Annotated in this window: 25 protein-coding genes and 1 riboswitch; of the genes, 12 read left to right on the top strand and 13 right to left on the bottom strand. The window is 40.2% G+C overall.

What is annotated here, in order from left to right; genetic code table 11:
* Window positions 1–56 precede the first annotated feature (56 nt).
* From IL355_RS09560 to IL355_RS09525, 8 genes are all read right to left on the bottom strand, one after another.
* Complete coding sequence (locus tag IL355_RS09560) at window positions 57–260, bottom strand: YgaP family membrane protein (protein ID WP_192461933.1); 204 nt, start codon at window positions 258–260, stop codon at window positions 57–59.
* Between the two features lie 30 nt (window positions 261–290).
* Entirely contained in the window at window positions 291–584 is a 294-nt protein-coding gene (gene trxA, locus IL355_RS09555; protein ID WP_192461932.1) for a thioredoxin, read from the bottom strand.
* Window positions 585–591: 7 nt separating this feature from the next.
* Window positions 592–1,200, bottom strand: a complete 609-nt coding sequence (locus IL355_RS09550; RefSeq protein ID WP_225621168.1) for a Tll0287-like domain-containing protein — start codon at window positions 1,198–1,200, stop codon at window positions 592–594.
* A gap of 15 nt (window positions 1,201–1,215) precedes the next feature.
* Window positions 1,216–1,482: a heavy-metal-associated domain-containing protein gene (locus IL355_RS09545; RefSeq protein ID WP_192461930.1), complete on the bottom strand. Its 267-nt coding sequence runs from the start codon at window positions 1,480–1,482 to the stop codon at window positions 1,216–1,218.
* Window positions 1,483–1,502: 20 nt separating this feature from the next.
* Window positions 1,503–1,847 (bottom strand): rhodanese-like domain-containing protein, encoded by a 345-nt coding sequence (locus IL355_RS09540; protein WP_192461929.1) that lies wholly within the window; start codon window positions 1,845–1,847, stop codon window positions 1,503–1,505.
* A gap of 141 nt (window positions 1,848–1,988) precedes the next feature.
* Entirely contained in the window at window positions 1,989–3,404 is a 1,416-nt protein-coding gene (locus tag IL355_RS09535) for an MBL fold metallo-hydrolase (RefSeq protein WP_192461928.1), read from the bottom strand.
* Between the two features lie 79 nt (window positions 3,405–3,483).
* Window positions 3,484–5,205: a SulP family inorganic anion transporter gene (locus IL355_RS09530; RefSeq protein ID WP_192461927.1), complete on the bottom strand. Its 1,722-nt coding sequence runs from the start codon at window positions 5,203–5,205 to the stop codon at window positions 3,484–3,486.
* 120 nt (window positions 5,206–5,325) lie between these two features.
* Window positions 5,326–5,727: a DUF983 domain-containing protein gene (locus IL355_RS09525; protein ID WP_192461926.1), complete on the bottom strand. Its 402-nt coding sequence runs from the start codon at window positions 5,725–5,727 to the stop codon at window positions 5,326–5,328.
* A 179-nt stretch (window positions 5,728–5,906) separates the two neighbouring features.
* Here IL355_RS09525 and IL355_RS09520 point away from each other — a divergent pair, with 179 nt between their 5' ends.
* The 6 genes from IL355_RS09520 to IL355_RS09495 all read left to right on the top strand — a co-directional run bounded on the left by IL355_RS09520 (window position 5,907) and on the right by IL355_RS09495 (window position 11,920).
* Window positions 5,907–6,401 carry a hypothetical protein gene (locus IL355_RS09520; RefSeq protein ID WP_192461925.1) on the top strand — a complete coding sequence of 165 codons (495 nt, stop codon included), beginning with the start codon at window positions 5,907–5,909 and terminating at the stop codon, window positions 6,399–6,401.
* A 262-nt stretch (window positions 6,402–6,663) separates the two neighbouring features.
* A complete protein-coding gene (locus IL355_RS09515) occupies window positions 6,664–7,809 on the top strand; it encodes a sensor histidine kinase (RefSeq protein ID WP_192461924.1) in 1,146 nt (381 codons plus the stop codon).
* Window positions 7,809–8,222, top strand: coding sequence for a response regulator (locus IL355_RS09510; protein WP_225621167.1), 414 nt, complete (start codon window positions 7,809–7,811; stop codon window positions 8,220–8,222). The genes IL355_RS09515 and IL355_RS09510 overlap by 1 nt, the downstream gene beginning before the upstream one ends.
* Before the next feature lie 366 nt (window positions 8,223–8,588).
* Window positions 8,589–8,891: a hypothetical protein gene (locus tag IL355_RS09505; RefSeq protein WP_192461923.1), complete on the top strand. Its 303-nt coding sequence runs from the start codon at window positions 8,589–8,591 to the stop codon at window positions 8,889–8,891.
* Between the two features lie 109 nt (window positions 8,892–9,000).
* Window positions 9,001–11,355 (top strand): TonB-dependent receptor, encoded by a 2,355-nt coding sequence (locus IL355_RS09500; protein WP_225621166.1) that lies wholly within the window; start codon window positions 9,001–9,003, stop codon window positions 11,353–11,355.
* A gap of 10 nt (window positions 11,356–11,365) precedes the next feature.
* Window positions 11,366–11,920, top strand: coding sequence for a type 1 periplasmic binding fold superfamily protein (locus IL355_RS09495; RefSeq protein ID WP_192461922.1), 555 nt, complete (start codon window positions 11,366–11,368; stop codon window positions 11,918–11,920).
* 79 nt (window positions 11,921–11,999) lie between these two features.
* On the opposite strand, the gene IL355_RS09490 is transcribed toward IL355_RS09495, so the two are convergent.
* From IL355_RS09490 to IL355_RS09475, 4 genes are read right to left on the bottom strand one after another with little or no spacing between them, the layout of a single operon-like run.
* Window positions 12,000–14,318 (bottom strand): glycoside hydrolase family 3 protein, encoded by a 2,319-nt coding sequence (locus tag IL355_RS09490; protein WP_192461921.1) that lies wholly within the window; start codon window positions 14,316–14,318, stop codon window positions 12,000–12,002.
* Between the two features lie 9 nt (window positions 14,319–14,327).
* The gene (locus tag IL355_RS09485) at window positions 14,328–15,248 is read right to left on the bottom strand and encodes a sugar phosphate isomerase/epimerase family protein (protein ID WP_192461920.1); all 921 of its coding nucleotides are present in this window, start codon (window positions 15,246–15,248) and stop codon (window positions 14,328–14,330) included.
* A gap of 32 nt (window positions 15,249–15,280) precedes the next feature.
* Complete coding sequence (locus IL355_RS09480) at window positions 15,281–18,892, bottom strand: alpha-L-rhamnosidase (RefSeq protein ID WP_192461919.1); 3,612 nt, start codon at window positions 18,890–18,892, stop codon at window positions 15,281–15,283.
* 38 nt (window positions 18,893–18,930) lie between these two features.
* Window positions 18,931–19,635, bottom strand: a complete 705-nt coding sequence (locus tag IL355_RS09475; protein WP_192461918.1) for an NUDIX hydrolase — start codon at window positions 19,633–19,635, stop codon at window positions 18,931–18,933.
* 84 nt (window positions 19,636–19,719) lie between these two features.
* Between IL355_RS09475 and IL355_RS09470 the strand changes: the two genes are divergently transcribed.
* Window positions 19,720–21,348 (top strand): carboxylesterase/lipase family protein, encoded by a 1,629-nt coding sequence (locus IL355_RS09470; RefSeq protein WP_192461917.1) that lies wholly within the window; start codon window positions 19,720–19,722, stop codon window positions 21,346–21,348.
* A gap of 6 nt (window positions 21,349–21,354) precedes the next feature.
* Here the strand turns inward: IL355_RS09470 and IL355_RS09465 are convergent, their stop codons facing one another.
* Window positions 21,355–22,206, bottom strand: coding sequence for an AraC family transcriptional regulator (locus IL355_RS09465; RefSeq protein WP_192461916.1), 852 nt, complete (start codon window positions 22,204–22,206; stop codon window positions 21,355–21,357).
* A gap of 100 nt (window positions 22,207–22,306) precedes the next feature.
* Window positions 22,307–22,399: riboswitch (TPP riboswitch) on the top strand.
* A gap of 61 nt (window positions 22,400–22,460) precedes the next feature.
* Between IL355_RS09465 and thiM the strand changes: the two genes are divergently transcribed.
* The 5 genes from thiM to IL355_RS09440 all read left to right on the top strand — a co-directional run bounded on the left by thiM (window position 22,461) and on the right by IL355_RS09440 (window position 26,026).
* The gene (gene thiM / locus IL355_RS09460) at window positions 22,461–23,258 is read left to right on the top strand and encodes a hydroxyethylthiazole kinase (RefSeq protein WP_192461915.1); all 798 of its coding nucleotides are present in this window, start codon (window positions 22,461–22,463) and stop codon (window positions 23,256–23,258) included.
* Complete coding sequence (thiE, locus tag IL355_RS09455) at window positions 23,258–23,893, top strand: thiamine phosphate synthase (protein WP_192461914.1); 636 nt, start codon at window positions 23,258–23,260, stop codon at window positions 23,891–23,893. The genes thiM and thiE overlap by 1 nt, the downstream gene beginning before the upstream one ends.
* A gap of 54 nt (window positions 23,894–23,947) precedes the next feature.
* The gene (gene thiD / locus IL355_RS09450) at window positions 23,948–24,781 is read left to right on the top strand and encodes a bifunctional hydroxymethylpyrimidine kinase/phosphomethylpyrimidine kinase (protein WP_192461913.1); all 834 of its coding nucleotides are present in this window, start codon (window positions 23,948–23,950) and stop codon (window positions 24,779–24,781) included.
* A complete protein-coding gene (gene tenA / locus IL355_RS09445) occupies window positions 24,768–25,415 on the top strand; it encodes a thiaminase II (RefSeq protein ID WP_192461912.1) in 648 nt (215 codons plus the stop codon). The genes thiD and tenA overlap by 14 nt, the downstream gene beginning before the upstream one ends.
* Before the next feature lie 95 nt (window positions 25,416–25,510).
* Window positions 25,511–26,026 carry a DUF5004 domain-containing protein gene (locus IL355_RS09440; protein ID WP_192461911.1) on the top strand — a complete coding sequence of 172 codons (516 nt, stop codon included), beginning with the start codon at window positions 25,511–25,513 and terminating at the stop codon, window positions 26,024–26,026.
* Window positions 26,027–26,083: the final 57 nt, after the last annotated feature.

Below are 26,083 nucleotides of genomic sequence, written 5' to 3'. Positions count from 1 at the left end.
AAAATTGCCTATTTGGTAACTTTGGTTACATAAGGCTGAAACAAATTATTTTGATGCTATTTCGTTTTGCAAGTCTTGATTCCAAAAATATTGTAGAGAGGACATATATTTACCAAACTCGTTAGCACGAAAATTGCGGCCAGGGCCAATAGAATGTAACCAAGGATACCGCTAATTTCTCCTCGCCAGAAAAGGGTGACGATAATAATAGCAGCAATAATTCTGATAATGCGGTCTGTACCGCCCATATTCTTTTTCATGTGAGTTGGTTTTAAATTTAAAGGAATATTTTAATGGCTTTTTATTATTTGAGATAAGCTATTGGCATCCATTACTCCAGATTGCCTCCATTTAATCTCCCCATTTTTAAAAAGTATAAGTGTAGGTACACCACGCACTTGATATTTAGCAGCCATTTGCTGATTTTTATCTACGTCTATTTTAACAATGGTAACATCATCACCTAATTGGTCTTTCACTTCTTTTAGGATAGGGGGCATCATTTTGCACGGGCCGCACCACTCAGCGAAAAAATCTACCAATAAGGGTTTTTCGCTGTTCATCAATTCTGAAAATTTACTCATTCAATATTTACTTAAATGTTATACTCCAAATACCTCTAACTTCGTTAGGGCCATACCCAATTGCCATGTCATCTGGATATAAACCTGCCAATTTATTTAAAGTTTCTGGAGCTATCTCTTCGTTGGGGGTGCCGTGGCATTGCAGACACATGGCGTTTGTAATGATGGGGTAGTAAAATTTGTTTTTATTACCTTCTGAGATAACCACAGGTTCCACTTCTTTTTCTTGTTCTAAAAGTTTTTTGAAATGTTCAATTTGTGCCAGCTCAACTGAGTTGGCCTTGTTATTATTATTTCGAGGGCGATCACTAACTCTTTTAATAATTGCCCCATGCTTTTTGGCGATACTATCGGTTAGCGGAATCGCTTGTACATTACAAAATTCCAGAGCACCTAATACGCCCTTATTTTGTATAGCGCCCACTAGATTTTTACCCAATAGTTTTTGAGTTTCAAGAGCGTATCCTTTCCCAATTTTGGAAGCGTTTGCACTCGTTTCCAAAAGGACTTCATTTTCTTTACTTTCTTCTTTTAAGGTCTGCTTTTCAGATTTTTCCTTACAGCTGAATATGACCAAGAATATACTAAGATATAATAAGACTTTGTAATTTTTCATGTGTACCATATGAATCTATTTTATTTTACCGGATGCACAGCTAATAAAAGATTTGGTTTTATCAACGAGTGAATTAGTATCTGAAATACTAGGGTACCCTAAGCTTTTTAAAGTGCTTTTTGCCAATTGGATATTTTCCGAATCCCTATAACTGAAGGAAACCTTGGAGGACTCAATTTCCACCTCAATATCACTAAGACTTTTTAATTTTCCCAGTTGTGAATGTATGGTTTTAGCACAACCTCCACATTTTAAGTTTTGTACAATGATGCTTGTCTTCATAATGTAGTATTATTTGATTACTAGGTCCAATGCATGAAACCGCCCTTAAGGTCATAGATTTTTTCGAATCCCGAGTCAACTAGTATTCTTGCTGCTTTCTGACTTCTATTGCCGGAACGGCAGTAGAGATAAATGGGTTGTGTTTTATCTAGCTTTTCAATTTCTTCTTTAAACCTGGATTGATTAAAATAGTCAAGATTCCTAGCATTGGCAATGTGGCCATCTAAAAACTCTCTGGGTGTTCTAACATCAATTAATTGTATATTTTTTTCCTTAAGATGTGCTTTAAAAGTGGGTACATCAAGAATATTGATTTTGTCCGAATACTGGGACGAAAAATTGAAAAGGGAACTGAATAGGGCCATGATACATAATTTTGAGTTCTATCAAATTTACTTCTAATGAATAGGACGATCGGTAACCTGTGTTACATAGGCCAAATGTCATTGAAAATAAAAAGTCCCTTTTGTAATTTAAGGGACTTTTCAATCATAAATCAAATATTATTAAAGCATTGTTGTGGGGCAAACGTAATCCGATTTTGCTACCGAGGTATTTTCTGCAACTTCTTCAAAACCACCTACAATATCCACAAAATCATCCCAGCCTCTTTGTTTTAGAATAGACGCGGCAATCATACTTCTATAGCCTCCAGCACAGTGTACCATAAATGGCTTGTCCTTTGGAATTTCAGCTAAATGCTGGTTGATTTCATTTAAAGGAATATTTAAGGCACCAATGATGTGTTCCGAATCAAATTCACTTTTCTTTCTCACGTCTATAACCAATGGCTTTTCCTCGTTGTAAGCTTTTTCAAATTCTTTTGGACCTATACGTTGAATAGTCTCATATTCATTTCCGGAGTTTTTCCAAGATTCAAATCCGCCCTTTAAGAAACCAATGGTATTATCATATCCTACTCTAGATAATCGGGTAATGGCCTCTTCTTCTTTATCAGGATAAGTAACTAAAAGAATCTCTTGTTTTACACTGGGAATCATTTCACCCACCCATTGGGCAAAACTTCCTTCCAGTCCAATATTAATACTGTTGGGTATATAGCCTTTTGCGAAATCCGCAGCATCCCTAGTATCCAATACCAAGGCAGCGGTTTCATTAGCGGCAGCTTCGAAGGCAACAGGATCTAAAGCTTGGGTAGCCCGGTCCATTACACTATCCAAACTTTCGTAACCTTTAATGTTCATAAGTACATTCTGGGGAAAATAACCGGGAGGAGTTGTGAGCCCCTTTAAAAGTGCTTCAATAAATTCATCTTTGGTCATCTCTTGTAAAGCATAGTTCACCTTTTTCTGATTGCCCAGGGTATCTGTTGTTTCTTTGCTCATCATTTTACCACAGGCAGAACCTGCACCATGGTTGGGATATATGATCAAATCATCACTTAACGGTAAAATTTTATTTCGCAGGGAATCATATAAATGACCGGCTAATTTTTCTTCGGTCAAATCTGAAACTACATGCTGCGCAAGATCTGGCCTACCCACATCACCTATAAACAAGGTGTCTCCGGTAATTATACCGTGCTCTTTTCCTTGCTCGTCCATAAGCATATAGGTGGTACTCTCCATAGTATGTCCAGGAGTATGTATGACTTTTACTTTGTAAGAACCTACATTAAAAATCTGATTATCTTCGGCAACAATAGCTTCATAATTTGGTTTGGCGTTTGGGCCGAAAACAATTTCTGAACCTGCCTTTTTCTGTAAATCCAAATGTCCGCTTACAAAGTCGGCATGAAAATGGGTCTCAAAGACATATTTAATTTTGGCATTGTCTTTTTTAGCTCTTTCCAAATAGGGCTCTACTTCCCTTAAGGGGTCAAATACTGCCGCTTCGCCATTATTTTCAATATAATAGGCGGCATGGGCCAAACAACCGGTATAAATCTGTTCTACTTTCATGGTGCTATGTTTTAAGTGATTATGATATAAATTTAGAACCATTTGCCAAGATTATTGGTGACCTTTGTTACACAACGAATTATTTTACCTGAAGTGAAATTTTATCCTGTATTTTGGACTTAGGTGTTTGATTTAAAGCAAAATGGTAGGCATCTATGGTATTTACAAAAAAGTGTTCTTTCCCTATCTTTTCCAATAATCCGGATTTTTGAATGATATCCCTAGTAGGTCCTATGACGTTGGAGAACATTACTTTGATTCCCTGCTCTTTTAACTCCTCGATTAAAATTTCGAGCATGAAAACGGCACTACTATCAATATAGTTAATAGGTTCCGCTTTAATAATGATTGCCTCCGGTTTTATCGGGTTCTTATTAATGGTCTTTAAGAGCTGGCGTTTAAAATAATCCTTGTTTCCAAAGTAAAGTTGCGAATCAAACCTAATAACTACTACTTTTTTATTTTGTTCTACGTCATCCGTAAACCTTGAGACATTTTTGAAGTAATCGGTGTTTTTAATTTTTCCTAGAACAGCCATATGGGGTTTACTGGTTCTGTAGACCAATAGTAATAGGGAAATAAGGACTCCCAAGAGAATACCTTCTTTTATTCCAACGAATAAGGTGATTAAAAAGGTAATCAGCAATAAGAAAAATTCGTCCTTGCGATTTTTATAGAGCTTTAAGGGATATTTTAAGTCAATAAGACCAAAAACGGCTACCATAATTATGGCGCCTAAAATAGCGTTTGGCAGAAAATAAAAAATTGGGGTAAGGAACAGCAATGTTAGCCCCACTATGAAAGCACTGATCAAGGCTGCCACTCCTGTTTTAGCTCCTGATTGGTCATTTACCGCAGTTCTTGAAAGGCCTCCAGTAGTTGGGTAGGACTGAAAAAGGGAACCAATGATGTTTGCTGTGCCCAGGGCTACTAATTCTTGGTTCGCATCTATTTCATATTCTTTGTGATTAACTTCAATGGCTTTCGCCACTGAAATAGCCTCCATAAATGCAATCAAAGATAGGGTAAGGGCCATGGGTAGTAACTCGCTTATTCGGGAAAAGTCCATGGTAGGAAGTACAAAAGTAGGTAAGCCATCAGGGATTTCTTCTACAATTTTAACCCCAAAATCATCAAGTTTAAAAAGATAAACAGAAGCAATGCCCAAGGTTACCACTATTAGAGCGGCGGGAATCTTTCTATTTACTTTCTTTAATATTTTAAGTATTAGTATTGCTATTGCCCCAATTCCTAAAGTGTACCAATTAATTTGGTCAAACAGATAAGTAATATGTTGTAAATAGCCATGGACCTCATTGCTTCTTTCCAAATTAGTTCCCAACAAATGTTTTAGTTGGCTAAAACCAATAATTAATGCTGCTGCAGATGTGAACCCGCTGATAACCGGTTTGGATAAAAAATTGACCAAAAAACCCATTTTTAATACCCCTAACAATAATTGTATCAACCCCATAAAGAGGGCTAAAAAGATGGCCATGGCAATATATTCTTCTATGCCTGAAAGCGCCAGAGCGCCAAGCCCAGAGGCTACAAGCAAAGAATCCATCGCCACGGGTCCAACGGCCAATTGCCTTGAAGTGCCCATTAAGGCATAAATTATTTGAGGTATTAAAGAGGCGTACAATCCAAATACCGGGGGCAGACCGGCAATCATAGCATAAGCCATACCTTGGGGTATGAGCATGATGCCAACAGTAACTCCCGCTGAAATATCACCGGATAAGTATTTTTTTTGATAGGTAGGTAGCCAATCTAGAATGGGAAAATACTTTTTTAACATACGATGGTACTTGATTGTTAGATTGCCACTAATTGGTTGGGATGCCTACTGCTTTTGTTTCCAAAGACCTCCATCTCTCTATGCAACGATTTTATTATAATAACGGTCGTTTTATTGCCTTTAAGTGTTTTGCTCACGTACCTGTTGCGCAACGGAGGCGTCATACTTCATGAATATATTGGCCCAAATAGATTTAGAAACTGCACCAATCCAAGGCATGGCCAGCAGTAAAACACCCACCATTAAGCCAAATAATTGGGCAAGGCCAAGATTTAATTTAAAGAGAACGGTCAATACATAAACGGCCACTGCCACAGCAATGCCAACCCCATAGGAAACATACATAGACCCGTAATAGAAACTGGGTTCAATTTTATATTTAAGTCCGCACTTAGGGCATTCGTCCTTTACCTGATTAAAACTTGACAAGTTGTAAGGATGGGATTCTAAAAATTTCCCTTGGTGGCATCTTGGGCATTTTAACCCTAGTATGCTATGAAGCTTATTCCCTTTATTAATCATATACTTGATTTTGTAAAGTATAAAGGTACAGCAGTGCTTTTGCGTTTTAAGTAACTTGGGTTACATAAGGTCTATTTATGTTTGGTAACCGTCAATCTTTTAATCATTAGGGATATTGCACCATTAGGCTAGTAACTAGATTGCGTGCTCAAACAATAAGTAATCTTAAAACACAGAAAATGAAAAAGTATACCGTAATTCTTGCTCTAGCTTCTATAGGATTAATTTCTTCCTGTGGCTCTACTAAAGCAACTAGCAGCACAAGCGAAACAACCACAGCTTCGGAGAATAGTGAGGCCCAAGCAACACAAGAAACATCAAGCTCTATGCAAACTGAAGAAGATACTTCGGCTGAAGAGTCAACAGAGCAAACTTCCAACGCCATGCAAACCACTAGTGGTACAACAGGGGGTAACGCTAACATAAATACCGGAAGCGCCACTACAAACATGACTGATTCTTTTGATTATAGCGCACTTTATAGTGCATTAAATATGACAAGTGATCAAATATCAACTTTGGAAAGTGCCTTAAAGCAGTTTGAGACCAAAAAAAGAAATAGTGCCAATGGCGATATGCTAGGAACTATAGAAGATGAAAGGGAAAGGCAGTTAGAAAATATCCTGCTGGAGAGCCAGTGGGACCAATACGAAGATTGGAAGGACAATCAGTAATCTCATATCGTATGTAACTAGTTAATGGAAGGGCGCAAGCCCTTCTTTTTTTGCCAAAAAGTGAGGAATGCATTTGGTCGATAAAGTGCTAATATTTAGGTTGATTGCACTTTAGGGTGTGCTTTTTTTCGATGTTAAAATTAACCGTTCATCGATTGTTATTATTTATCCATCCACAGCAACTCCTTCTTTAACCTGTTTTGCCCCCCTTCATATATATCTGGGTATAAATTAGCGACAAATTAACATTTAAACCTTGCTTATGGTACCTAATACAATTGTTACAGAGTATGAACATCAACTGGTGCGCGACCCTCGCAAAATGACATCTCAGGAAATGGCAAAATGCCAGAGAGGAGATTTTTTTGACATTGCACACACTCCTTTTTTAATATTGGATGACAATCTTGTAGTTAAAGACATCAACCAAATTGGTTTGATCCTATTACAGGCCAAAAGAGAAGATGTGGTTGGAAAAAATACATTTTCTGCTTTTCCTACCCGTCACAAGGAAGTTCGTGAGTCTGCTTATAGAAAAGTATTGAAAACCGGTATTCCTATAAATATAGATGGTCTAAAGATAAAAACTAAAACTAAGACCTATACAGTTACCTTAAGGGTTTTTAGGCTGGAAGAGGGGCTAGGTATTGCGGCCCAGGACACCACAGAACTTTTTAAAACAATTGAAGACCTTAGAAAAACCGAGAATGCACTTAAGAAAGCGAATAAAAATATTACCATTAGAAATGAGGAATTAGAAGAATTTTCATATGTGGCTGCACATGACTTAAAGGCACCCATGACCAACTTTGGAGCCTTATTACACTTACTTAAAGAAGATGATAAACTGAATTTGGAAGGACACCCGATCTTTCAGAAGTTAGAGGAGGTCTCCGGTCTTATGAATAGGAGGTTGAATGCCCTAAACCAAGTAATTTCCCTAAAATCCAACTTGGGAAAACAACCGGAAGAATTATGCTTTTATAAAACATTGGAGGAAATTAAAAGTGAATTGTCTATCTCCATTTCAAGGAGCAATTGTCTAATTCTTTTCGATTTTGAAAAATGTCCAACAATCTACATAGACAGGTTGCAGTTGCATAGCATTCTTCAGAATATGATTATGAACGCCATAAAGTACAGGCACCCAGATAGGAATCCGATAATAAAGATTACCACAAAGATTAAAAAGGGAAAGGTTCTTCTTACGGTAAAAGACAATGGTATTGGCTTCAAAGATGATTTTGGTACGGATAAGGTATTCGGGCTCTTTAAAAGAATGCATACGCACGTAGAGGGGCAAGGTGTTGGACTTTATATTGTAAAATCTATTGCCCAATCTAGAGGAGGCAAGGTAAAAGTGAAAACAGAGCTTAATAAAGGAACAGAATTTAAAATTTATCTATAATGGAAAATACAGTCCCAACTATAAACGACAAAAATATGAGCATTTTATTAGTAGAAGATGATGAGGTAACCCTATTCTTAGCCAAATTGCTATTGAACAAAATAGGTTATGATAATGTAGACACATGTCTTAACGGATTAGAGGCAAGTAATTATTTAAAGAACAACTCGCCATCACTTATCTTTCTGGATTTAAATATGCCAATTATGGATGGTTTTGAATTGCTGGAAGAAATGAGAACCAAGAACCTTTGTCCTACAACAAAAGTGGTTATCTTAACATCCTCCTCTAGACCGGATGACCGTTTAAAGGCGGTTGAATTTGCCAATGTAATCGAATTTTTAGAAAAACCTCTTTCCAAAGAGAAGTTTGAAGATATAATGGCTGTATTAAATAGTACTAAGGCAGCTTAATTTTAGGTAAGATGATTATACGACATAAACCAATAAAAATCGACCCCTAAGCAAGGTAAATTTAGATTTATTTTTGGCTATGCTATGGCACATCATTTTACTGTATTAAAACCCATGTGAGAACATGGGTTTTTATTTTATGGTGCCTATTGAAATAAGAGGCATCTAGTTATCCTATTTCAATTATATAACAAATTACTATACATAAAGCTCTTACGAATAAAACCTCCCCGGAATTTTGATTACCCTCCATTAACATTGAATTTTTGTAAAAAAATCAATAATTGTTCAATGGAATAGGCCTTTTGGCAATTATGATTCCATTAACAGGGAGTGGAAACCTAAAATGACTAAGTTTGTGGCCGTATGGGAAAAATTTTGAAAATAGCTGGCTTTGTAGTCCTTACCTGCGTGGTAATGGTCAAAATTTCGGCTTTTCATGTTTTTACCCATGACGAGGATACTACTTCCGTAGAAAATTGTTCTTGGTGCATTCAAGCGGTTGAAAATCAATTGGCAGAATGTACGATAACGGAGTTTGAAAATTTTGTGAATGCGTCTATTATTCAAAACTTCAACAAACCTAATTTAAAACAGGCAGACCTTTTTCCCCGTATTACTTCCAAAGCAGGATTGTTCTTAAGACCTCCGCCGGGCTTTTTAATCTAAAAGCCCCAAAAATTCTTTTTTTTGAGCCCTTAATTGGGTGAAAATGATTTCTCTATTCATGTTTTTGAAGACCCTAATTTCAATCATCTTGTTTGGGTTTATCCCCTTGATGGTTACAGCACAAGATTGTTCCTATTCCCTGAGCGGTACCGTTATGGATTACCATAGCAAAGATGCACTTATTGGCGCTACCGTATCTGTTATAGGTAGTAAAAAGGCCGTTCTTTCTAACTTGAATGGGTCATATAGACTCAATGGCTTATGTGCCGGATATATAGAACTGGAAGTTTTTCACCCAGAATGTCCCACGCTCATCATTCCTTTGACCATTGAAGGAAACCAGGTTTACGACATTAAATTAGAGCATCATTTAGAGGAATTGGATGAGGTTAAGGTGGTAGGAAACAGCATTGCGGAACAAACCAACTCTGCCTTGGAAGAAACGCTGCATTTAGAAGAACTGGAAATCTATAGTGCGGGTACCATTGGCGATGCCCTTAAAGAAATAACTGGGGTTTCCTCCCTGAATACGGGGGCGAATATTGTAAAACCTGCCATTCATGGGCTAAATGGGAGCCGTGTTTTAATTATGAACGATGGGGTTAGAATGCAGGACATGGAATGGGGAGATGAACATGCGCCCAATATAGATGTAAACGCTGCAGGTTCCGTATCCGTTGTTAAGGGGGCGGCAGCCTTACAATACGGTGGAGATGCTATTGGGGGCACCATTGTGGTAGGCCCCGGTCGTATTCCCCAGATAGACAGCCTTTATGGGAAGACCATGCTCACCGGGTCAACCAACGGAAGAGGTGGGAACTTAACATCGGAATTGACAAAATCCTATAAAAATGGTTGGTTTGTTAAAGGCCAAGGTTCCTTTAAAAGATTAGGGGACCATAAAACTCCGGATTATTTGTTGAGCAATACCGGGGTGAAGGAGGCCGCGGCTTCGGTGCAGTTGGGCAAACACCTGTTCACTTCAGGCTGGGACGTACGCTATTCTTTTTTTAATACTGAACTTGCGGTGCTAAGGGCAAGCCATATTGGAAATGTGGATGATTTGATCAGGGCAATCAATAGTGGTGAGCCCCAGACCATAGAACCCTTTACATATGACCTTGAAAACCCACGTCAAAAAGTAACTCATCATTTGGCCAAACTAAAGTATTACAATCGTTTTGAAGGTGTCGGAAAATGGACGGCACAATATGACTTTCAACGAAATAGGCGTTTTGAATATGACATACGAAGGGGAGAAGCCAATAATCAAGCTTCAATAGACCTGTTATTGACCACACATACCTTTTCTACGGATTTTAAATGGGATGCCAAAGAGCAATTCCACCTTCAATTCGGCCTATTAGGTAGATATCAGGAAAATTTTCCAAACCCTGAAACTGAAGTGCGCAGGTTGATACCTGATTACCAAAAATGGGATATAGGCAGCTTCTTACTAGGAGAGTATAGGGTAAATGACGCCTTATTCTTGGACGCAGGAGTTCGCTATGATTTCACAAATGTAGAAGCACAAAAGTTTTTCCAGAAGACCCGTTGGACGGAGCGTGGCTACGATACGGAATTTCAAGATTTGATCATCAGGGATACCGGAAGCCAATATCTTGTAAATCCCGTTTTTGACTTTCACAATGTGACGGCAACGGTAGGGGGCAAATACGCTGTAGCCCAGAACGGGAATATTCGCTTTAATTACACTCTAGCCCAAAGGGCCCCTAATCCTTCGGAGCTTTTTAGCGATGGTCTCCACCATTCCGCTGCGCGTATAGAATTGGGTGATTTGCGTATGAAAAGTGAAACCTCCCATAAAATTTCCGCCTCTTTGGAAAATGATTATGCTGATTGGGGTTGGACGGTGGAACCCTACGCAAACTTTATAAAAGACTTTATTTTCTTAGAACCCACCGGTGCAGAATACACCAATCGGGGGGCATTTCCTGTTTGGGAGTACAATCAAACAGATGCCAGGCTACTCGGGGTGGATGTGATGGCCTTTTCCAATTGGACGGACCAATGGTCCACTGAACATCAATTTTCAATTGTTAAGGGTAAGGATAGGGTAACGGATGCCCCTTTGATTTATATGCCTCCTGCTAATTTCAGGAATAAGCTCGTTTTTAGTAAACCCACTTGGAAATCTTTTGAAACATCGTTGGAAAGTCAGTACGTATTTCAACAAAATGAAGTGCCCGGTAACATTGCCGTCTTTTCCCCAGAGCAACAACAGGAGGTGGAGGTGGCTATCAATTCCGCTCCGGAAGCCTACCACGTAATGGCATTTACTTCAAAACTGGAGTTTCCATTTCATAATGGCACAAAATTGACAACCTCCCTATCCATACATAATCTATTGAATACTTCATTTAGAGATTACCTGAACAGACAGCGATACTTCGCAGATGATTTGGGTAGGAATATCACCTTACAAATAAAATTTAACTATTAAAACTATGTCTATGAAAACAATTAAATTTTTATCGTTAGTGGCTACAGCAGCCATACTAGTTACTTCTTGTTCCGATGATGACGATGCCGGACCGGAGGAAATTAATGAAGAGGAGGTTATTACGACCATGAAAGTTACTTTATCTCCTCAGCAAGGAGCTACCATTACCTTACAGTCCCAAGATTTGGATGGAGATGGACCGGATGCCCCGGTAATTACCGTTTCAGGAAATTTAGCAGCCAATACTACTTATGAAGGAGAGATTGAATTATTGAATGAGACCGAATCTCCTGCTGAAGATATTACCGAAGAAGTAGAGGAAGAAGGACTTGACCATCAGTTTGTTTTTGTATCTACCGGAAGCATAGCAACCGTGGATTATGATGATGTAGATGCGGGCGGAAACCCAGTGGGACTTGAGTTTATTTTGACTACGGGCGATGCTGGTGATGCAACTTTGGCCATTACCTTGAGGCATGAGCCAACAAAACCAAATGATGGTACCTTGAGTGGAGCTGGGGGCGAAACCGACTTTGCACAAACTTTTCCACTTATTGTAGAGTAAAGATATCCGTAGGGATTTGTGAAAAAATGAGTAAGGGGCCGTATTGACAGCCCCTTTTTTAAATACTAAAGAAAGTATCTTATTTAAAATCGGTTACCCGCCCGTCGGAAATGGTCCCATTCCAGTTGAGACCAAAGGCAAAGTCATATAAATTACCATTGGCATCTTGATAGGGTTCCATATCAAAAGGAACATCCTCAGCTTGTTTTTCAACTACGCTCATATTTTTAGGCATTTGCATGGGTAAAAGGGCAGATGGTTCATGCTTTCCTGAAATTACCTCGTACAGGGCTTGGTCCTGTGTACCAAAGTGTACCAATATTCCCGAGGCATGCGGCTCTATTTCAGAAAATACGAACGGATTGGTCGTGTTCACGGTTACTATTACAGGCTTGTCTCCCATAAACTTTTTGGTTTCCTCGACCAATTGTGCATCTGTAACGTTATTACTAACGATAGATTTGTTCTTATAGCTGCGATTGGTAAAATCTTCCATAGGGTCTCCTCCTGCAATGCTTTCTTCCCTGGCATCTACCGCTGTGTAAGGGCCGTACTGCAAACTAATGGGCAAATAACCATTGTTGCCTTTTTCTACTTCCTCTTTGCTATAACCAATTCCAGAAGATGGGTTTTCAATAAAGACCAGGGCAAAATCCGCTTCTTGGGCATTATCGGTTACCTTAAAATATTTCTTGGCCAGCTCTATGTTAACGGGATAATCATTTCTTTCGGGAATGGGCATTCCTAAAAAATTTCTACTGGCCGCTATAAATCTTTTGGGAATGTAAACCGTTGGCATGTCTTTTAAAGGAAGAACGGCATCGGTATTTTTCAGCATTACAATGGAATTCAATTGCGCCTGAAAGCCTTCTTTCATGAATTCTGGTTTGCCCACTAGTGTTTTAGATTTTTCAGGATCTACGTAGGGATTTTCAAAAAGACCTACCCTGAAAATATTCTTCAAAAGGCGTACAGCAGATTCTTCCATACGTGCTGTCATGGCATCTTCACCCATTTCTGCCACGCCCATTTGATAGGCCTCCAAAATAGGACCGGCATCGTTATTTCCTCCAAATTGATCAACCCCAACTTTAATTACACGATAATGTCTTTCAGCTATCGATAAATCCTCTATGCCCCAGGGTTTTCCATCAATAAAGCTATCCATCACCTTATGGTCGCCCGTAATACCCCAATCGGTACAAAGGACTCCATCGTAACCGTACTTGGTTCTAAGCAGGTCTTTTATGATGTATTCATTATAGGCGTTGCCTACATTTTCGCCGTTCTTGGTGTCTTGGTTCCAAGAAATGGTGTAATAGGGCATTACGGCAGAAGCCATCTCCGTACCTCCATCAAGTTTAAATGCACCTTCAAGAAAAGGAACCATATGTTCATCAAAATTGTTTCCTGGATATACCGCAAATTTACCAATACCGTAATGGGCATCCCTTCCGGCTTCTCCAGAACCTCCTCCAGGCCAATGTTTTACCATGGCGTTGACACTATGGTAGCCCCAATTATTAGTAATTTCCTGACTCCCCGTTGAGGTTTGGAAACCATCGGCATACGCCTTTGCCATAGCCGCAGATAATTTGGGGCTTTCACCAAAAGTTCCGCTAAAGCGCATCCACCTTGGTTCTGTAGCGATATCCACTTGTGGGGAAAGCGCAGTGGTGATTCCTAGAGCTCTGTATTCTTGGGAAGCAATTTTACCAAAATTTTCTACTAAGGTAGGATCAAAGGTTGCGGCCATACCCAGAGAACTGGGCCACATGGAAATTTCTCCTCCCGCAGCGGCATCAAATTCCGCCTTTGCTACCGTTCCGTGTCTAGGGTCAGAGCTATTATTAGCGGGAATCCCAAGACCTACCCCTTCACAAAAAGCTTGCATGTGATTGTTCCATTTGGCAGCTACTTCAGGGCTTTGAACGGTGGTAACCAACACATGGCGCAAATTGTCCTCTTTCAAGAATTTCTTTTGCTGATCGGTCAATAAGGTGGGGTCCGTGACCCCTTCTTCGTAGGATTTGCCATCATAAGTACCTGCAAAATATCCATCAGGTCTTGCCGGAATTGATTGGTGTGCAGAATAGAGCATAAGTCCTGCAATTTGCTCTATACTCATTTTTGAAGCAAGGTCTTTTGCCCTTTCGGAGGCCGATATGCGCCAGTCCTCATAAATATCTAGCGTGCCATTCTGGTTTAAATCCTTAAAGGCATAGCCATCTATGGTCAATATTTTAACACCAGAATTAGGGTCGTATCCCAAGGTTTCTCCTTCCTGGTTCTTTACCAAATAAAAATTACCCTTGTTCTCTTCCGTAAATTTAGGTCCAGAACATGCGGTCAATAGGGTTAAACCGCAAACCAGTGCAGATGTAGCAAAAAATTTCATAATCACATTTTATTCGAACCCTATTTCCTTTATTCCCTCATGGCTTATTTTAATGGCTTCAAGGGGTTCAAGTCCATCAAATGTCATGTCTTGTTCTACCATATAATATTCCATGCCGGATTTTTCTTTTTGATCTAATATTCTTTTAAAATCGATTCCTCCCTGACCAACAGGGGCAAACCTACCTTGATCATCCATATCTTTTACGTGCCATATTTTAAACCTCCCGGGATACTTTTCAAAATAGGCGAGCGGGTCCGCTCCGGCTTTGGTTACCCAATAGAGGTCCATCTGAAAGTTGACGTATTTTGGGTCGCTATTTTCCAATAGATAATCAATAGGCACCACTCCGTTCTCATCTTCCATAAACTCAAAGTCATGGTTATGGTACAAAAGTTGGAGTCCTGCAGCATTCGCTTTTTGTCCTAATTCGTTCACCACATCTGATAATTCTTTGGGTGTGGAGGTCATTCCCATGGTACGTGTTTCTGGATCAAATGTAAATGTGCCCATAGGTGGTACGGGAATTACAAAATATTCAAAGCCTGCCGCTTTTACATCTGCCATCATCTGCTCGGCATTTTCCATGGTAACAGAACCTTGATGGGTACTTACGGGGGTTAGGGATATTTCGGTTAAATAGGCTTTGAAATCTTCGGGCGACATACCATAGAACTTTCCATCTTCATATCCGGCAGCCTCAATATTCTTATATCCTGCATCTGCCACGGCTTTTAGGGTCTTTTTGGCATCCTCGCCCATTTCATTTCTTACCGTATAAAGGGCCAAGCCTCCAAATTGATCTTTGGAAACTTCTTCAACAGTCTCATTGGTAGTGGGTTCATCTGTTTTCTTTGGTTGTTCTTTACAGGAAAAGAGAGCAGCTCCTATAAATAAAGCTATAAATTGTTTCCCAATAGTTTTTTTCATGTTGATAGTTTTAGTGTTTGAGATTTGTATTATTATTTTATTTGAATTTGATAAACTCCGGATGTCAATGATAGTCTTACCTCATTTACTTCTGATGTTAGTACTTGTATATTTGGTGATTTGCCCACTTTTTTCCCGTTTACCAAAACTTTTTTTACTGAATCTACTGGCAGTAGTAAAGTTGCTTCGGTATTTGGTGGAACTGTAGCATTATATTCCCATCCTTCATCCAATAAACGCCATTCACTTTTTATCTTGCCGTAAACCGAGTCATAAAAACCCTTTGCCCATATCATTTCAGCTGTGGGGTCCGGAACAGGTTGCAAAACAAATTTTTTGAATCCCGGATGTTCTGGATTTCGCTGTATGCCCAAAGAATAATTGTACATCCAAGCGGCCACCGCACCAAAGGAATAATGGTTAAAGGAATTCATACTGTTATTACCGCTAAAGCCATTTTCTACGGTATAGGAATTCAGGCGTTCCCAAATCGTGGTAGCCCCATTTTTAACGGAGTATAACCAAGAAGGGTAGGAGGTTTGCTGTAATAATCGATAGGCCGTTTCGTGTTCTCCATGATTGGAGAGGGCGTGATTAAGCGAAGCGGTTCCTATGAAGCCTGTCATTAAGGAATATTCAGGTCTATCAACTCCCAATTCATCCATGTTTTCCCGTTGTATACTTGCGACCAAATTGTCAATGGCTTTTTCCTTATTTACTTTGGTCAAGACTTCTAAATGAAGGGGTATGGCATAGGATGCTTGGGTATCTACATAATCTCCCTTTTTCTTCAACATATTTTCCGGAAGGGGAGGGCCAAAACGTAAACTTTGATTCCCAAGGTGAAGGGTTTTTCCGTTTTGCTCATCAAAATAAGTGTTGTTCAAAAATTGTTTTCGTTTTTTGTATTGCTGTTCAAACTCTTGGGCGTCCTGGGTTTTTCCCAACAACCGAGCGCTTTGGGATAGTATTTCCAAACCGTATAAATGATAGGTGGCCCACAGGAGCGTATCGTCGTTCTTATAGCCCTCTGGGCTTAACCAATCCCCTAAAGGACCTTCATTTAGAACACCCGTATCCGGGTCTATTTTACCATTCAAAAAATGTAGGTAGTCTTTCATTGCACCGTAATGCTCCTTTAAAACCTGAAGGTCTCCGTATTGCTGGTACAGTTCCCAAGGGATAACCATTCCGGCACTTCCCCAAAGGGTTCCTCCAAATCCACCGCCCACAGGCGCTACATCTGTAAACCTTCCATCTTCCCTTTGTATATCACGCATGGCCATCAAATGCCTTCTTAAAAACGGTTCTGCATGGGCCAAAAATGTGGAGGCCTTTGAAAAAACATTGATATCCCCGCTCCAGCCCATACGCTCATTTCTAGCAGGCGTATCTGTGGGTATGGAGAGAAAATTACCGCGAAGGGACCAGGTGATATTTTCCCAAAGTTTATTGACCAGCTCGTTGGAAGTCTTGTATTCCGATGCAAGCTCATCTATAGAGCTGATTACCAATCCTTTTACGGAATTCAGGGGGAGGGGAGCCTCTATACCGGATATCTCCAAAAACCGAAAACCGTGGAAGGTGAAATGGGGCTGAATAGTTTCCATACCACCTTTTCTAATATAGAGGTCTTGTGTAAGGGCAGCCCGTATGTTTTCTAGCATAACCATACCTACATTTGGCTCGTATTCCTTAAGGTCAGGGTACGTTACTTCACTGTATCTAAGGGTTATGGTGTCTCCCTTAACACCTTGGGGAAGTTCTATTTCTGGAACGCCCACCATGTTCTGACCCATGTCATACACGAATACGCCAGGCCTTATTTCTTTTACACTTTTGGCTGTCAAAGTCTTTACCAAACTTGGATTAGGCCCTATTTGACCATATAATTGCATTTGGTCAAAACTTAGATTGTCTCCTGTAAAGACATTGTTTTCAAGTGGAACTTCCAAGGCTTTTTTCCAGTTGGAGTCATCGTAATTGCTCTGGGTCCAATCAACGATTTTATCTTCCAATCTGGCATCATATACTTCTCCTTGAAAAAAACTACCAATTTTAATAGGTCCCTCGGTAAACAGTTTCCAATCTTTATCGTTCGAACTTATGGTTTGTTGGGTTCCATCTGCATAGCTAATGACCAATTGCGCCAATAGCGAAGAACGGTCTCCAAAAAAGTTCCAATTTTCCCCAACATAGGTAATGTTCCCACTCCACCAGCCTTCACCAAGCCATGCACCTAGGGCGTTTGCCTCTCCTTTTCTAATATGTGGGGTTACGTCATAGGTTTGGTACATATGGGTCTTATTGTATTGGGTGAGACCAGGTGTAAAGTAATCGTTGCTCACTCTTTGCCCATTTAGGTATACCTCGTAAATCCCTCTTGAAGTAACATAAAGCCGGGCTTTGGAAATGATTTTATTTTCACTGGAGAATTCGGTTCGCAGCATGGGAGCGGCATTTTGGCTGGGGTCTGCAAGCATCAAAACCGGCTCGTTTTTAGATTTAATGGAGTAGCCTTTGTCCGTAGCCGATACGCTCTTATTTTCTTGAAGTATCTTTTTAAAAATACCACTCTCTATTTCTGATTGGATAATACCCGTTTCAAATAAGGTATTGGAAGGTTTTCTATAATTTTTAATGCGGATGTTGGAAAAGGTGGCATGTTGATTCTTTTTCAAATGGAAACCAATATCCGCCACCATAGGATAGCTTATGTAGTCATTACCACGACCAACGGGATTTACGTTGAACCCAATTTTGCCCCGTGGAGGAGGGAACGTATCGTCATTTGTGGAAACCAAATTTGTCTCTTCCGTACCATCTATCCACAATTGAAAGAAACCAAACACACATTCCGAATAAATGGTATGTTTATCGTACTTGTTCTCATTGTTGATAAGGGTCAAGGGAATGTCAAAACTTCTAAAAGCTTGGTTTTTAGAATCATCTGGGGCATAACCAACACGATACACGTTTATTTTTGCCTTACCTTGCTCAGTTCCGTCAACTGAAGTAATATCCAATTCAAACTCCAAATAATTTTCGTCCTTTTGGCTCGCTACTCCTTGAATGTTCAAGTTTTTGTTCATCAGCCTGCGGTCATTACCTCCCATTAGAAAACTCGCCTTCGTACTTTTCTTCTCTAACTGCACATCATATTCAAACCTGAAAACCGATAAATAATGTGAATAAAATACCAAGTCTTCATCACCGCCGCCTATCCATTGGGCTCCTTGCCAAGCATTCCTACTCCCGTTTAGCATGCCTGTTTCAAACCAGGAGGAATTGGCAGTACTCTCTCCTTTCTCGTCCCAAACTGTAACTGTAAAGTCGTACTTTGTTCTAGGCTCCAAGTTTTCTCCCTCATAAGCGATACCTACAGACCGGCTATCCAATACCTTTCCGGAGTCCCAAACAAATTTGCCGTGTTCGTCCATGACCAGCACTCTGTATGCAGTCTGTTGCTGCCCATATACTCCAACTTTAGGAATCATTTGCCAACTGAAATGAGGTTGTTTTACATCCAGGCCCATTGGTGTCGTAAGATATTCCGTCTGTAGATGGTCTATATTTGATTGCCCATGAGCAAGTACGCTGGAAAACAGTAGTATGCCGTATAGTAGTTTTATGTATAACTTCATTTTAGTAATTAAAGTTGATAATCGGTTGGTCAAATTTCTTATTTAAAGCTGTATAGAAAGGGAGCCTTATGGGCCCCGCCTGTAAATAGTTTTTCATGTCTCACGAGGATGTCCTTACCAAGCATTTTTCGTTGGAAAGTAGTTCTTCTTAACTTTTCACCTAAAATAGTTTCGTAAACCGTTTGAAGCGCTTTCATGGTGAACTTTTGAGGTAAAAGATTCATTCCTATGAGTTTTTTGTCCAAGTTCAGCTTTAGTACTTCCAAGGCCTTTATGGCTATCTCTTTATGATCCATCATCAAGGTAGGTAAATCATCAATAGTATACCAATTTATGGACTTGGAAAGTGCATCCGGCTGCGGATTCACTTCATCAAAATTTATGAGGGCGTAGTACGCAATGGACATAAAACGGTCTAGCATCCAATGATTGCCTGAAATACTAATGCCATTTGCCTCTATTATTTTTTTCATTATATCCGGTCGGGAACGTTGAAGGTTGCCAAAGGTGTAGAACTGTTCTAAAAAAATATGATCTAGTCCGGTTCTTTCTTTCAGACCTCTTTTTACGGCCGCATCTAAATCCTCTTCTCTTCGTATAAATCCTCCGGGCAGTGCTTTGTAATCTGTATTCTGATATTCCAAGAGTAAAATCTTGAGCTGCTTGCCGTTAAATCCAAAGATGACCAGATCATAGGCCAAGTGGGGCAGATATTCCTTAATTCCCGGTAGTGGTTGCGCCAATTATCAGTTTTTTTCAAATGAAATGTAAATTTTGCTAAAAACAAAGTATTATTGTAACATATTGAGACAATAATAGAAAGGCATATGAAAAATTACGTTATTCTTAGTTTGGCCCTTTTCGCCATCATTGTACCTGTGAGTTCCCAAGAAACAAATTCATTTTCCGTTCAAACAAAGGTTGAAAATGGACTAATAGAAGGTAATTACAATACCCATACCGGTATTCAAACCTATTTTGGTGTACCCTTTGCAAAACCTCCTGTAGGTGAACTACGTTGGAAAGCCCCACAGCCTTTAGATAATTGGGAGGGTGTTAAGCAAACAAAACAATTTGGTCCTAGACCCATGCAGACCATGGTTTTTGGCGATATGAAATCCCGGTCCAATGGAGTTAGTGAGGATTGTCTCTATTTAAATGTGTGGACACCCGCTAAAAGAAACACCAAAGACCTCCCTGTGTTGGTTTATTTTTATGGTGGCGGAAATGTTGCAGGAGATGCCTCCGAGCCCAGATATGATGGGGAAAGTATGGCCAAAAAAGGAATGGTGGTGGTTACCACCAATTACCGATTGAATATTTTTGGCTTTTTAGCCCATTCCCAGCTTAGCGCAGAAGCACCTTACAAGGCTTCTGGTAATTACGGTATGTTAGATCAGCATGCCGCACTTCAATGGGTGCAGAAAAATATTGCGGCCTTTGGGGGTGATCCCCAAAAAGTGACCATTGCAGGAGAATCCGCAGGGTCCATTGGAGTAAGTGCCCAGATGGCATCGCCCTTGAGCAAAGATTTGATTGCTGGGGCTATTGGAGAGAGTGGGGCAGCCATTCATCCCACTTTGGCACCGGTTCCCTTAGCCGAAGCGGAACAAGAAGGAAACGATTTTTTACAAAAAGCGGGTGTTGAAAGTATAGCTGATTTACGGAAATTAAGCACTAGGGATATTTATGAAATGTACAATGAGTCCGGTCGTTTTGGTTTTCCTATGGTAATTGACGGTTATTTTTTACCCAAATCCCTTCCTGAAATATTTGAGGAACAAAAACAGGCACAAGTTCCCCTTTTGTTGGGTTGGAATTCGGCTGAAATTCCTGGGATGGCCTTTACCCAAGGTCCTTACACTCCCGAAAATTTTAAGGCCAAAGTTAAAGAGGCATATCCCAAAACGTACAAAGAGGTGTTGGAGCTCTACCCTGCGGCAACAGCCAGAGAAGTTGAGTACGCTGCGACCGATTTAGCTTCGGACCGGTTTATTGTATATAGCACTTGGAAATGGTTCGACCTTCATAGAAAAAACAGCCAACAGCCTGTTTATCGCTATTTATACAGCAAATTAAGGCCTCCATTAAAAAATACCAATTTAATATCCGGTTTGGCAGGAGGAACGGTAGAGAGTACGGAAGACTCCCCTAAGCAGCAGGAACCTATTGGAGCACCGCACGCCTGCGAAATTGAATACTGCATGGGGAATTTGCACTTGGTAGATGATTATGCTTGGACGGCAGAAGATTTTAAGGTATCCGAAACCATGCAAAACTATTTCGCCAATTTCATTATTTCCGGAAACCCAAATGGACAAGAGCTCCCGGAATGGCCTAATGCTAAAGCAAATGATGTTACACCCCCAGTTATGGTCATTGACGTAGAAAGCAAGGTTGTTGAAGCCCAGAACGATGCACGTTACCAATTTTTGGATAAGCAATACGGCAATTAAACTGAATTAAATGGAGCGGAATTTGTTTCTGTAAATGGAGGGCGTATCTCCTTTTAAACCTTTAAACTGTCGGTTAAAATTGGAAATATTGAAAAATCCACAATCCAATCCAATTTCAGAAATGGATTTTTCAGGGTGGTTCACCAATTGTTTGCAGGCATTTTCAACTCTAATTTCAATGAGAAACTGAAAGAATGTTTTGTTGGTACGTTTTTTAAAATAACGGCAAAAGGCATTTTTACTCATGTGCGCTTTTTCAGATATGAGGTCCAATGAAATAGGCTCTTGATAGTGGTCCATCACGTACTGCATTACCGTTCCCATGCGTTTTCCCTCTATATCAGAATACCTTTTATCATATACAAAACTGGAAAGCGGTTCTGTTTTGCCGATATTGAAAATATGCAAAAGCTGAAATAAAGTGCCTAGTTGCGCTATTTTGGCCTGATTAGGTAATTGGTCAAAAAGCTGGCTTGCCTCTTCTGTGTGGGTGATTAGTTTAATTCCATAATTCGCTTTCTCAAAAATAGGTTGTACATCTGCCAAATCAGGTAGCTCAAAGAAGGTTTTACCAAAGGAATCCTTTCCAAAAAAGAGGGTGTACATAAGCGATTCTTCAGTGCTATGGGAGTCACTTTTAAAAACATGGGGTACCAAGCTACCAATGAGCAAAATATCTCCTTGCTTGTACTCATTCAAGGTGTCGCCCACCAAAAGGGAGCCGGCCCCCTTTCTTATCTGGCTTAATTGAATTTCGGCATGCTGGTGAAACTGGTCATAAAATACTTGCTCCCGGTCAATTTGAAAGACCAGCGTCTCGTTTTTCGGTTTTGGTATTTTAAAAGGTAGGGGCTTCAAGTAATAATTTTGATACTAAAATACCTTTATTTCCTAATTTTGTTATATCAATTAGATAATTTAATATACTTTTTGGTCTACTTAATTAACGCTACTTTTGTATTGGCTTTAGGGGTATTCTTTTAAGAATTGAGACAGTCCCTTTGAACCTGATTTGGCTTACACCAACGTAGGGAAAAGTTAGCAGACACATTTTACCTTCTTTATCCTCCAAAGGAGAACTTCTATCGCCATTCATTTTTAAAAGCACATTTATGCAAAAAAAACTTTGGCAACATATAGAAAAAGTAAGGCAGACTTCCCCGTTGGTACAGAATATTACCAATTATGTAGTGATGAACAATACGGCCAATGCGCTTCTGGCAGCGGGAGCTTTGCCCATTATGGCACATGCCCATCCGGAGATTGATGAGATGGCGACTATTTGCCAAGCCATTGTTCTTAACATTGGAACGTTGGATAAATACAAAGTAAAGTCAATGCTTTTGGCCATAAAAAAGGCAGGCGAATTAGGAAAACCTACCGTTTTGGACCCCGTAGGAGCAGGGGCTACCAGTTATAGAAATGAAACCCTATCGCAACTGCTGGAATATCGCCCAACGGTTATTCGCGGCAATGCTTCGGAGATATTGGCACTTGCCAAACAAAATACGGAAACAACCAAGGGAGTGGATAGTACTGCGCAAAGCAATGAAGCACTTTCGGCTGCCAAAAGCCTGAACAGGGAATATGGGTCCGTGGTCTGTATTTCTGGAGAAACCGATATTGTGGTGAACGGTGAAAGGGAAATCTATCTTTCCAACGGGCATGCCCTCATGGCCAAGGTAACCGGAATGGGTTGCTCGGCATCGGCACTGATAGGTGCTTTTATTGCGGTGGTGGAAGATAAGAATGAAGCGGTAGCGGCTGCCATGGCGCTGATGGGCGTAGCAGGTGAATTGGCCGAAAAACAATCTGACGGTCCCGGAAGTTTGCAAATGCATTTGTTGGACAAGCTACACACCCTTACGGAAGCTGAATTTATTAGCACTTTAAAAATTTCGGAAAAGTAATGGATAATCCTTTTCCATACCGTCTTTATCTTGTTATTTCAGAAGAAAATTGTGCCGGAAGGCCTTTGGTCGAGGTAGCCGAAAGTGCCGTACGCGGAGGTGTGGATGTGGTGCAATTACGAGAAAAAAATCGCTCTACCAAGGAATTTCTTCAGAAAGCAAACGCTTTAAAGGAGGTATTGGATTCACATCAGGTACCTCTGATCATCAATGACAATCTGGAAGTCGCAAAGCAAGTGGGAGCCTATGGAATGCATGTGGGCAATAGTGATCTGCCACCTTCGGAAATAAGAAAAAAATGGAATACGCCACATTGTTTGGGATATTCCATCGAGTATTTGGAGCAATTGAATTCTCCGGAAGCAGAAGTATCCGATTATTTTGGCGTTAGTCCGGTTTTTGCTACCCCTACCAAAACAGATACGGTTACGGAATGGGGTTTAGAGGGGATTGCCAAAATCAGGTCCCTGACATCGAAACCCTTAGTAGCCATCGGGAGTATGAAAAAGGACAATACCTTTGAGGTTATAAAGGCCGGCGCGGACTGTATCGCAGTGGTATCGGCCATTTGCCAAGCCCAGGACCCACAGAGAGCGGCGGCTGAACTCAGAAATGAAATTGAAAGGGCTATTTAATGACCTTTAGGGCTGGGTTCATTTGAAGGCTTCATTCACCTAAAAAAGAGAACAATGAAAGAATATACCTATCCTTCCGTACTTACCATTGCCGGTTTTGATGGAAGCGGCGGTGCAGGCATACAAGCGGATATAAAAACAACTTCGGCATTAGGTTGTTATTCCACATCGGTTTTAACGGCACTTCCAGTGCAGAATACCCAAGGTGTTAAGAATATTTATACCATTCCGGATTCTGCCATTGAAGACCAAATAGATGCTATTTTCGAGGATATTTATCCTGATGCCATTAAAATTGGAATGGTACATACCAGTGCCTTGGTTAGGATTATCAATAAGGCTTTGAAGAAATCGCCCAAAGTACCCGTGGTGTTTGACCCGGTGATGGTCGCAACCAGTGGTCATAAGCTTATTGAGGAAGAGACCATTGAAACCATCAAGTCTCAATTGATTCCCTTGGCGGATGTCATTACTCCAAATTTGGACGAAGCCGCTATTTTGGCCGATATGAACATTGAAACCGTAGCGGAAATGTACCAAGCGGGTAAATTGATACAAAAATTGGGGGCTACGTCCCTTTTATTGAAGGGAGGACATCTAAAATCAAAGGAGCTAACTTCCTTATATTTTGATGTGGAAGGGAAGGTTCATGAATTTCATCATGAAAAGTTCGATACCAAAAATACCCATGGTTCTGGGTGTAGCCTTTCTTCGGCTATTGCCAGCTATTTGGCTCGGGGAATGAGTTTAGTAGAAGCGGTGCAACATGCTCAGGATTATGTGCACCAAGCTATTTACAACGGAAAAGATGTATTGATAGGCAAGGGCAATGGACCTTTGAACCATTTTTTTAATCCTATAAAACTAATAAAGAATGAACTGGAGTAGTGGAGCGTGGAGCAGAATAGAGGGTATATATGCGCGTATTGAGAGCATGTCCTTTATCAAAGAACTAATGGCGGGAACCTTACCACTTGAAAAGTTTCAATATTACATGGTTCAAGATGCTTTTTATCTCGACCAATTTGGTAGGGCCTTGGCGATTATTGGTGCCCGTGTAGAAAATGTAGAGGATTCCTTGGCGTATATCCGTTTTGCAGAAGGGGCCATAGTTGTTGAAAAAGCTTTGCACGAATCGTATTTTGAAAGCTTTCAGTTAAAGGATAAAGGGCAAATTGAACCTACTTGTCACCATTATGGACATTTCCTAAAAAGCACTGCGGCTCTTGATGGAATAGAAGTGGCCATGGCAGCCGTATTGCCTTGTTTCTGGATTTACAAAAAGGTGGGTGATTACATTTATCAAAATCAACAATCGGGAAATAACCCCTATCAAAAATGGATAGATACCTATGCGGGGGAAGAATTTGGCGAACTCACTCAAAGGGCTATTGATATTACCGATAACATTGCCCGGCAAAGTACTGAAAAACAACAACAGGCTATGACAGAGGCTTTTATTACCGCCAGCCGTCTGGAATATGAATTTTGGAACAGTGCATATTCTTTAAAAACATGGTAAATTTCGTGGTAGGCCAATAAATAAAAATTCATTTCAGAGGCAACCTTTTTTAAAGGACTTCATCTTTTTGTAGAACTTAAAACTTAAACACTTCTATGAAAAGATTATTTTTAAATTATGTGACCTTGGGCAGTGTCTTGCTAATTTTTATTGCCTGTACAACGGATAATGAGGTAGAATGCCCGGAGGACTATGTGGGTGCCTTGGCAAGCGCAGAAGAGAAAATGGTGGGAGAATGGGTATTAACGGCTATTGTAGCCGATAAGGAAATTGATTTGACCGATGATAACGAGGACAATCCTGATACGGATATTTTTGCCCAATATTCGGATTGCCAAAGAGATGGTGCCTATACTTTTAGCAGCTCAAGAGCTTATAGCTTTAAGCAGGGATTAAAAGCTTCCAATTGTGAAAGAACGGTAGATTTAGCAGGTACATGGCAATTGGCCGGTTCTACTTTAAGCCTGGTTGGGTCGTGCAATGTTCAGAACCTACTGCTGGAGTTCAATTCCGATAATACCGAGTTTGTTTTTTCTGAAGATTTTAATGTGACGGATATTCAGGGAGCTACACAGCAGACCAAGGTAAGTTTTACTTATACCCTACAATAAAAATCAATTGTGCCAAAAAAAGGGGAATAGTTGACCAGACTATTCCCCTTCAGCACA

It is taken from the genome of Euzebyella saccharophila, assembly GCF_014855495.1.
Lineage (GTDB): Bacteria > Bacteroidota > Bacteroidia > Flavobacteriales > Flavobacteriaceae > Euzebyella > Euzebyella saccharophila.
Note: the sequence above shows the minus strand (reverse complement) of the source record. Positions and strands in the feature narration are given on the sequence as shown.

Bases quoted from the DNA above. Each gene is read 5' to 3' on its own strand.
- IL355_RS09495 (WP_192461922.1), top strand. From the start codon at position 11,366: ATGAAAACAATTAAATTTTTATCGTTAGTGGCTACAGCAGCCATACTA.
- tenA (WP_192461912.1), top strand. From the start codon at position 24,768: ATGAACTGGAGTAGTGGAGCGTGGAGCAGAATAGAGGGTATATATGCG.
- IL355_RS09560 (WP_192461933.1), bottom strand. From the start codon at position 260: ATGAAAAAGAATATGGGCGGTACAGACCGCATTATCAGAATTATTGCT.
- IL355_RS09535 (WP_192461928.1), bottom strand. From the start codon at position 3,404: ATGAAAGTAGAACAGATTTATACCGGTTGTTTGGCCCATGCCGCCTAT.
- IL355_RS09515 (WP_192461924.1), top strand. From the start codon at position 6,664: ATGGTACCTAATACAATTGTTACAGAGTATGAACATCAACTGGTGCGC.
- thiM (WP_192461915.1), top strand. From the start codon at position 22,461: ATGCAAAAAAAACTTTGGCAACATATAGAAAAAGTAAGGCAGACTTCC.
- IL355_RS09545 (WP_192461930.1), bottom strand. From the start codon at position 1,482: ATGAAGACAAGCATCATTGTACAAAACTTAAAATGTGGAGGTTGTGCT.
- IL355_RS09500 (WP_225621166.1), top strand. From the start codon at position 9,001: ATGGTTACAGCACAAGATTGTTCCTATTCCCTGAGCGGTACCGTTATG.
- thiE (WP_192461914.1), top strand. From the start codon at position 23,258: ATGGATAATCCTTTTCCATACCGTCTTTATCTTGTTATTTCAGAAGAA.
- IL355_RS09530 (WP_192461927.1), bottom strand. From the start codon at position 5,205: ATGTTAAAAAAGTATTTTCCCATTCTAGATTGGCTACCTACCTATCAA.
- IL355_RS09490 (WP_192461921.1), bottom strand. From the start codon at position 14,318: ATGAAATTTTTTGCTACATCTGCACTGGTTTGCGGTTTAACCCTATTG.
- IL355_RS09540 (WP_192461929.1), bottom strand. From the start codon at position 1,847: ATGGCCCTATTCAGTTCCCTTTTCAATTTTTCGTCCCAGTATTCGGAC.
- IL355_RS09480 (WP_192461919.1), bottom strand. From the start codon at position 18,892: ATGAAGTTATACATAAAACTACTATACGGCATACTACTGTTTTCCAGC.
- IL355_RS09485 (WP_192461920.1), bottom strand. From the start codon at position 15,248: ATGAAAAAAACTATTGGGAAACAATTTATAGCTTTATTTATAGGAGCT.
- IL355_RS09525 (WP_192461926.1), bottom strand. From the start codon at position 5,727: ATGATTAATAAAGGGAATAAGCTTCATAGCATACTAGGGTTAAAATGC.
- IL355_RS09510 (WP_225621167.1), top strand. From the start codon at position 7,809: ATGGAAAATACAGTCCCAACTATAAACGACAAAAATATGAGCATTTTA.
- IL355_RS09550 (WP_225621168.1), bottom strand. From the start codon at position 1,200: ATGAAAAATTACAAAGTCTTATTATATCTTAGTATATTCTTGGTCATA.
- thiD (WP_192461913.1), top strand. From the start codon at position 23,948: ATGAAAGAATATACCTATCCTTCCGTACTTACCATTGCCGGTTTTGAT.
- IL355_RS09505 (WP_192461923.1), top strand. From the start codon at position 8,589: ATGGGAAAAATTTTGAAAATAGCTGGCTTTGTAGTCCTTACCTGCGTG.
- IL355_RS09470 (WP_192461917.1), top strand. From the start codon at position 19,720: ATGAAAAATTACGTTATTCTTAGTTTGGCCCTTTTCGCCATCATTGTA.
- trxA (WP_192461932.1), bottom strand. From the start codon at position 584: ATGAGTAAATTTTCAGAATTGATGAACAGCGAAAAACCCTTATTGGTA.
- IL355_RS09440 (WP_192461911.1), top strand. From the start codon at position 25,511: ATGAAAAGATTATTTTTAAATTATGTGACCTTGGGCAGTGTCTTGCTA.
- IL355_RS09520 (WP_192461925.1), top strand. From the start codon at position 5,907: ATGAAAAAGTATACCGTAATTCTTGCTCTAGCTTCTATAGGATTAATT.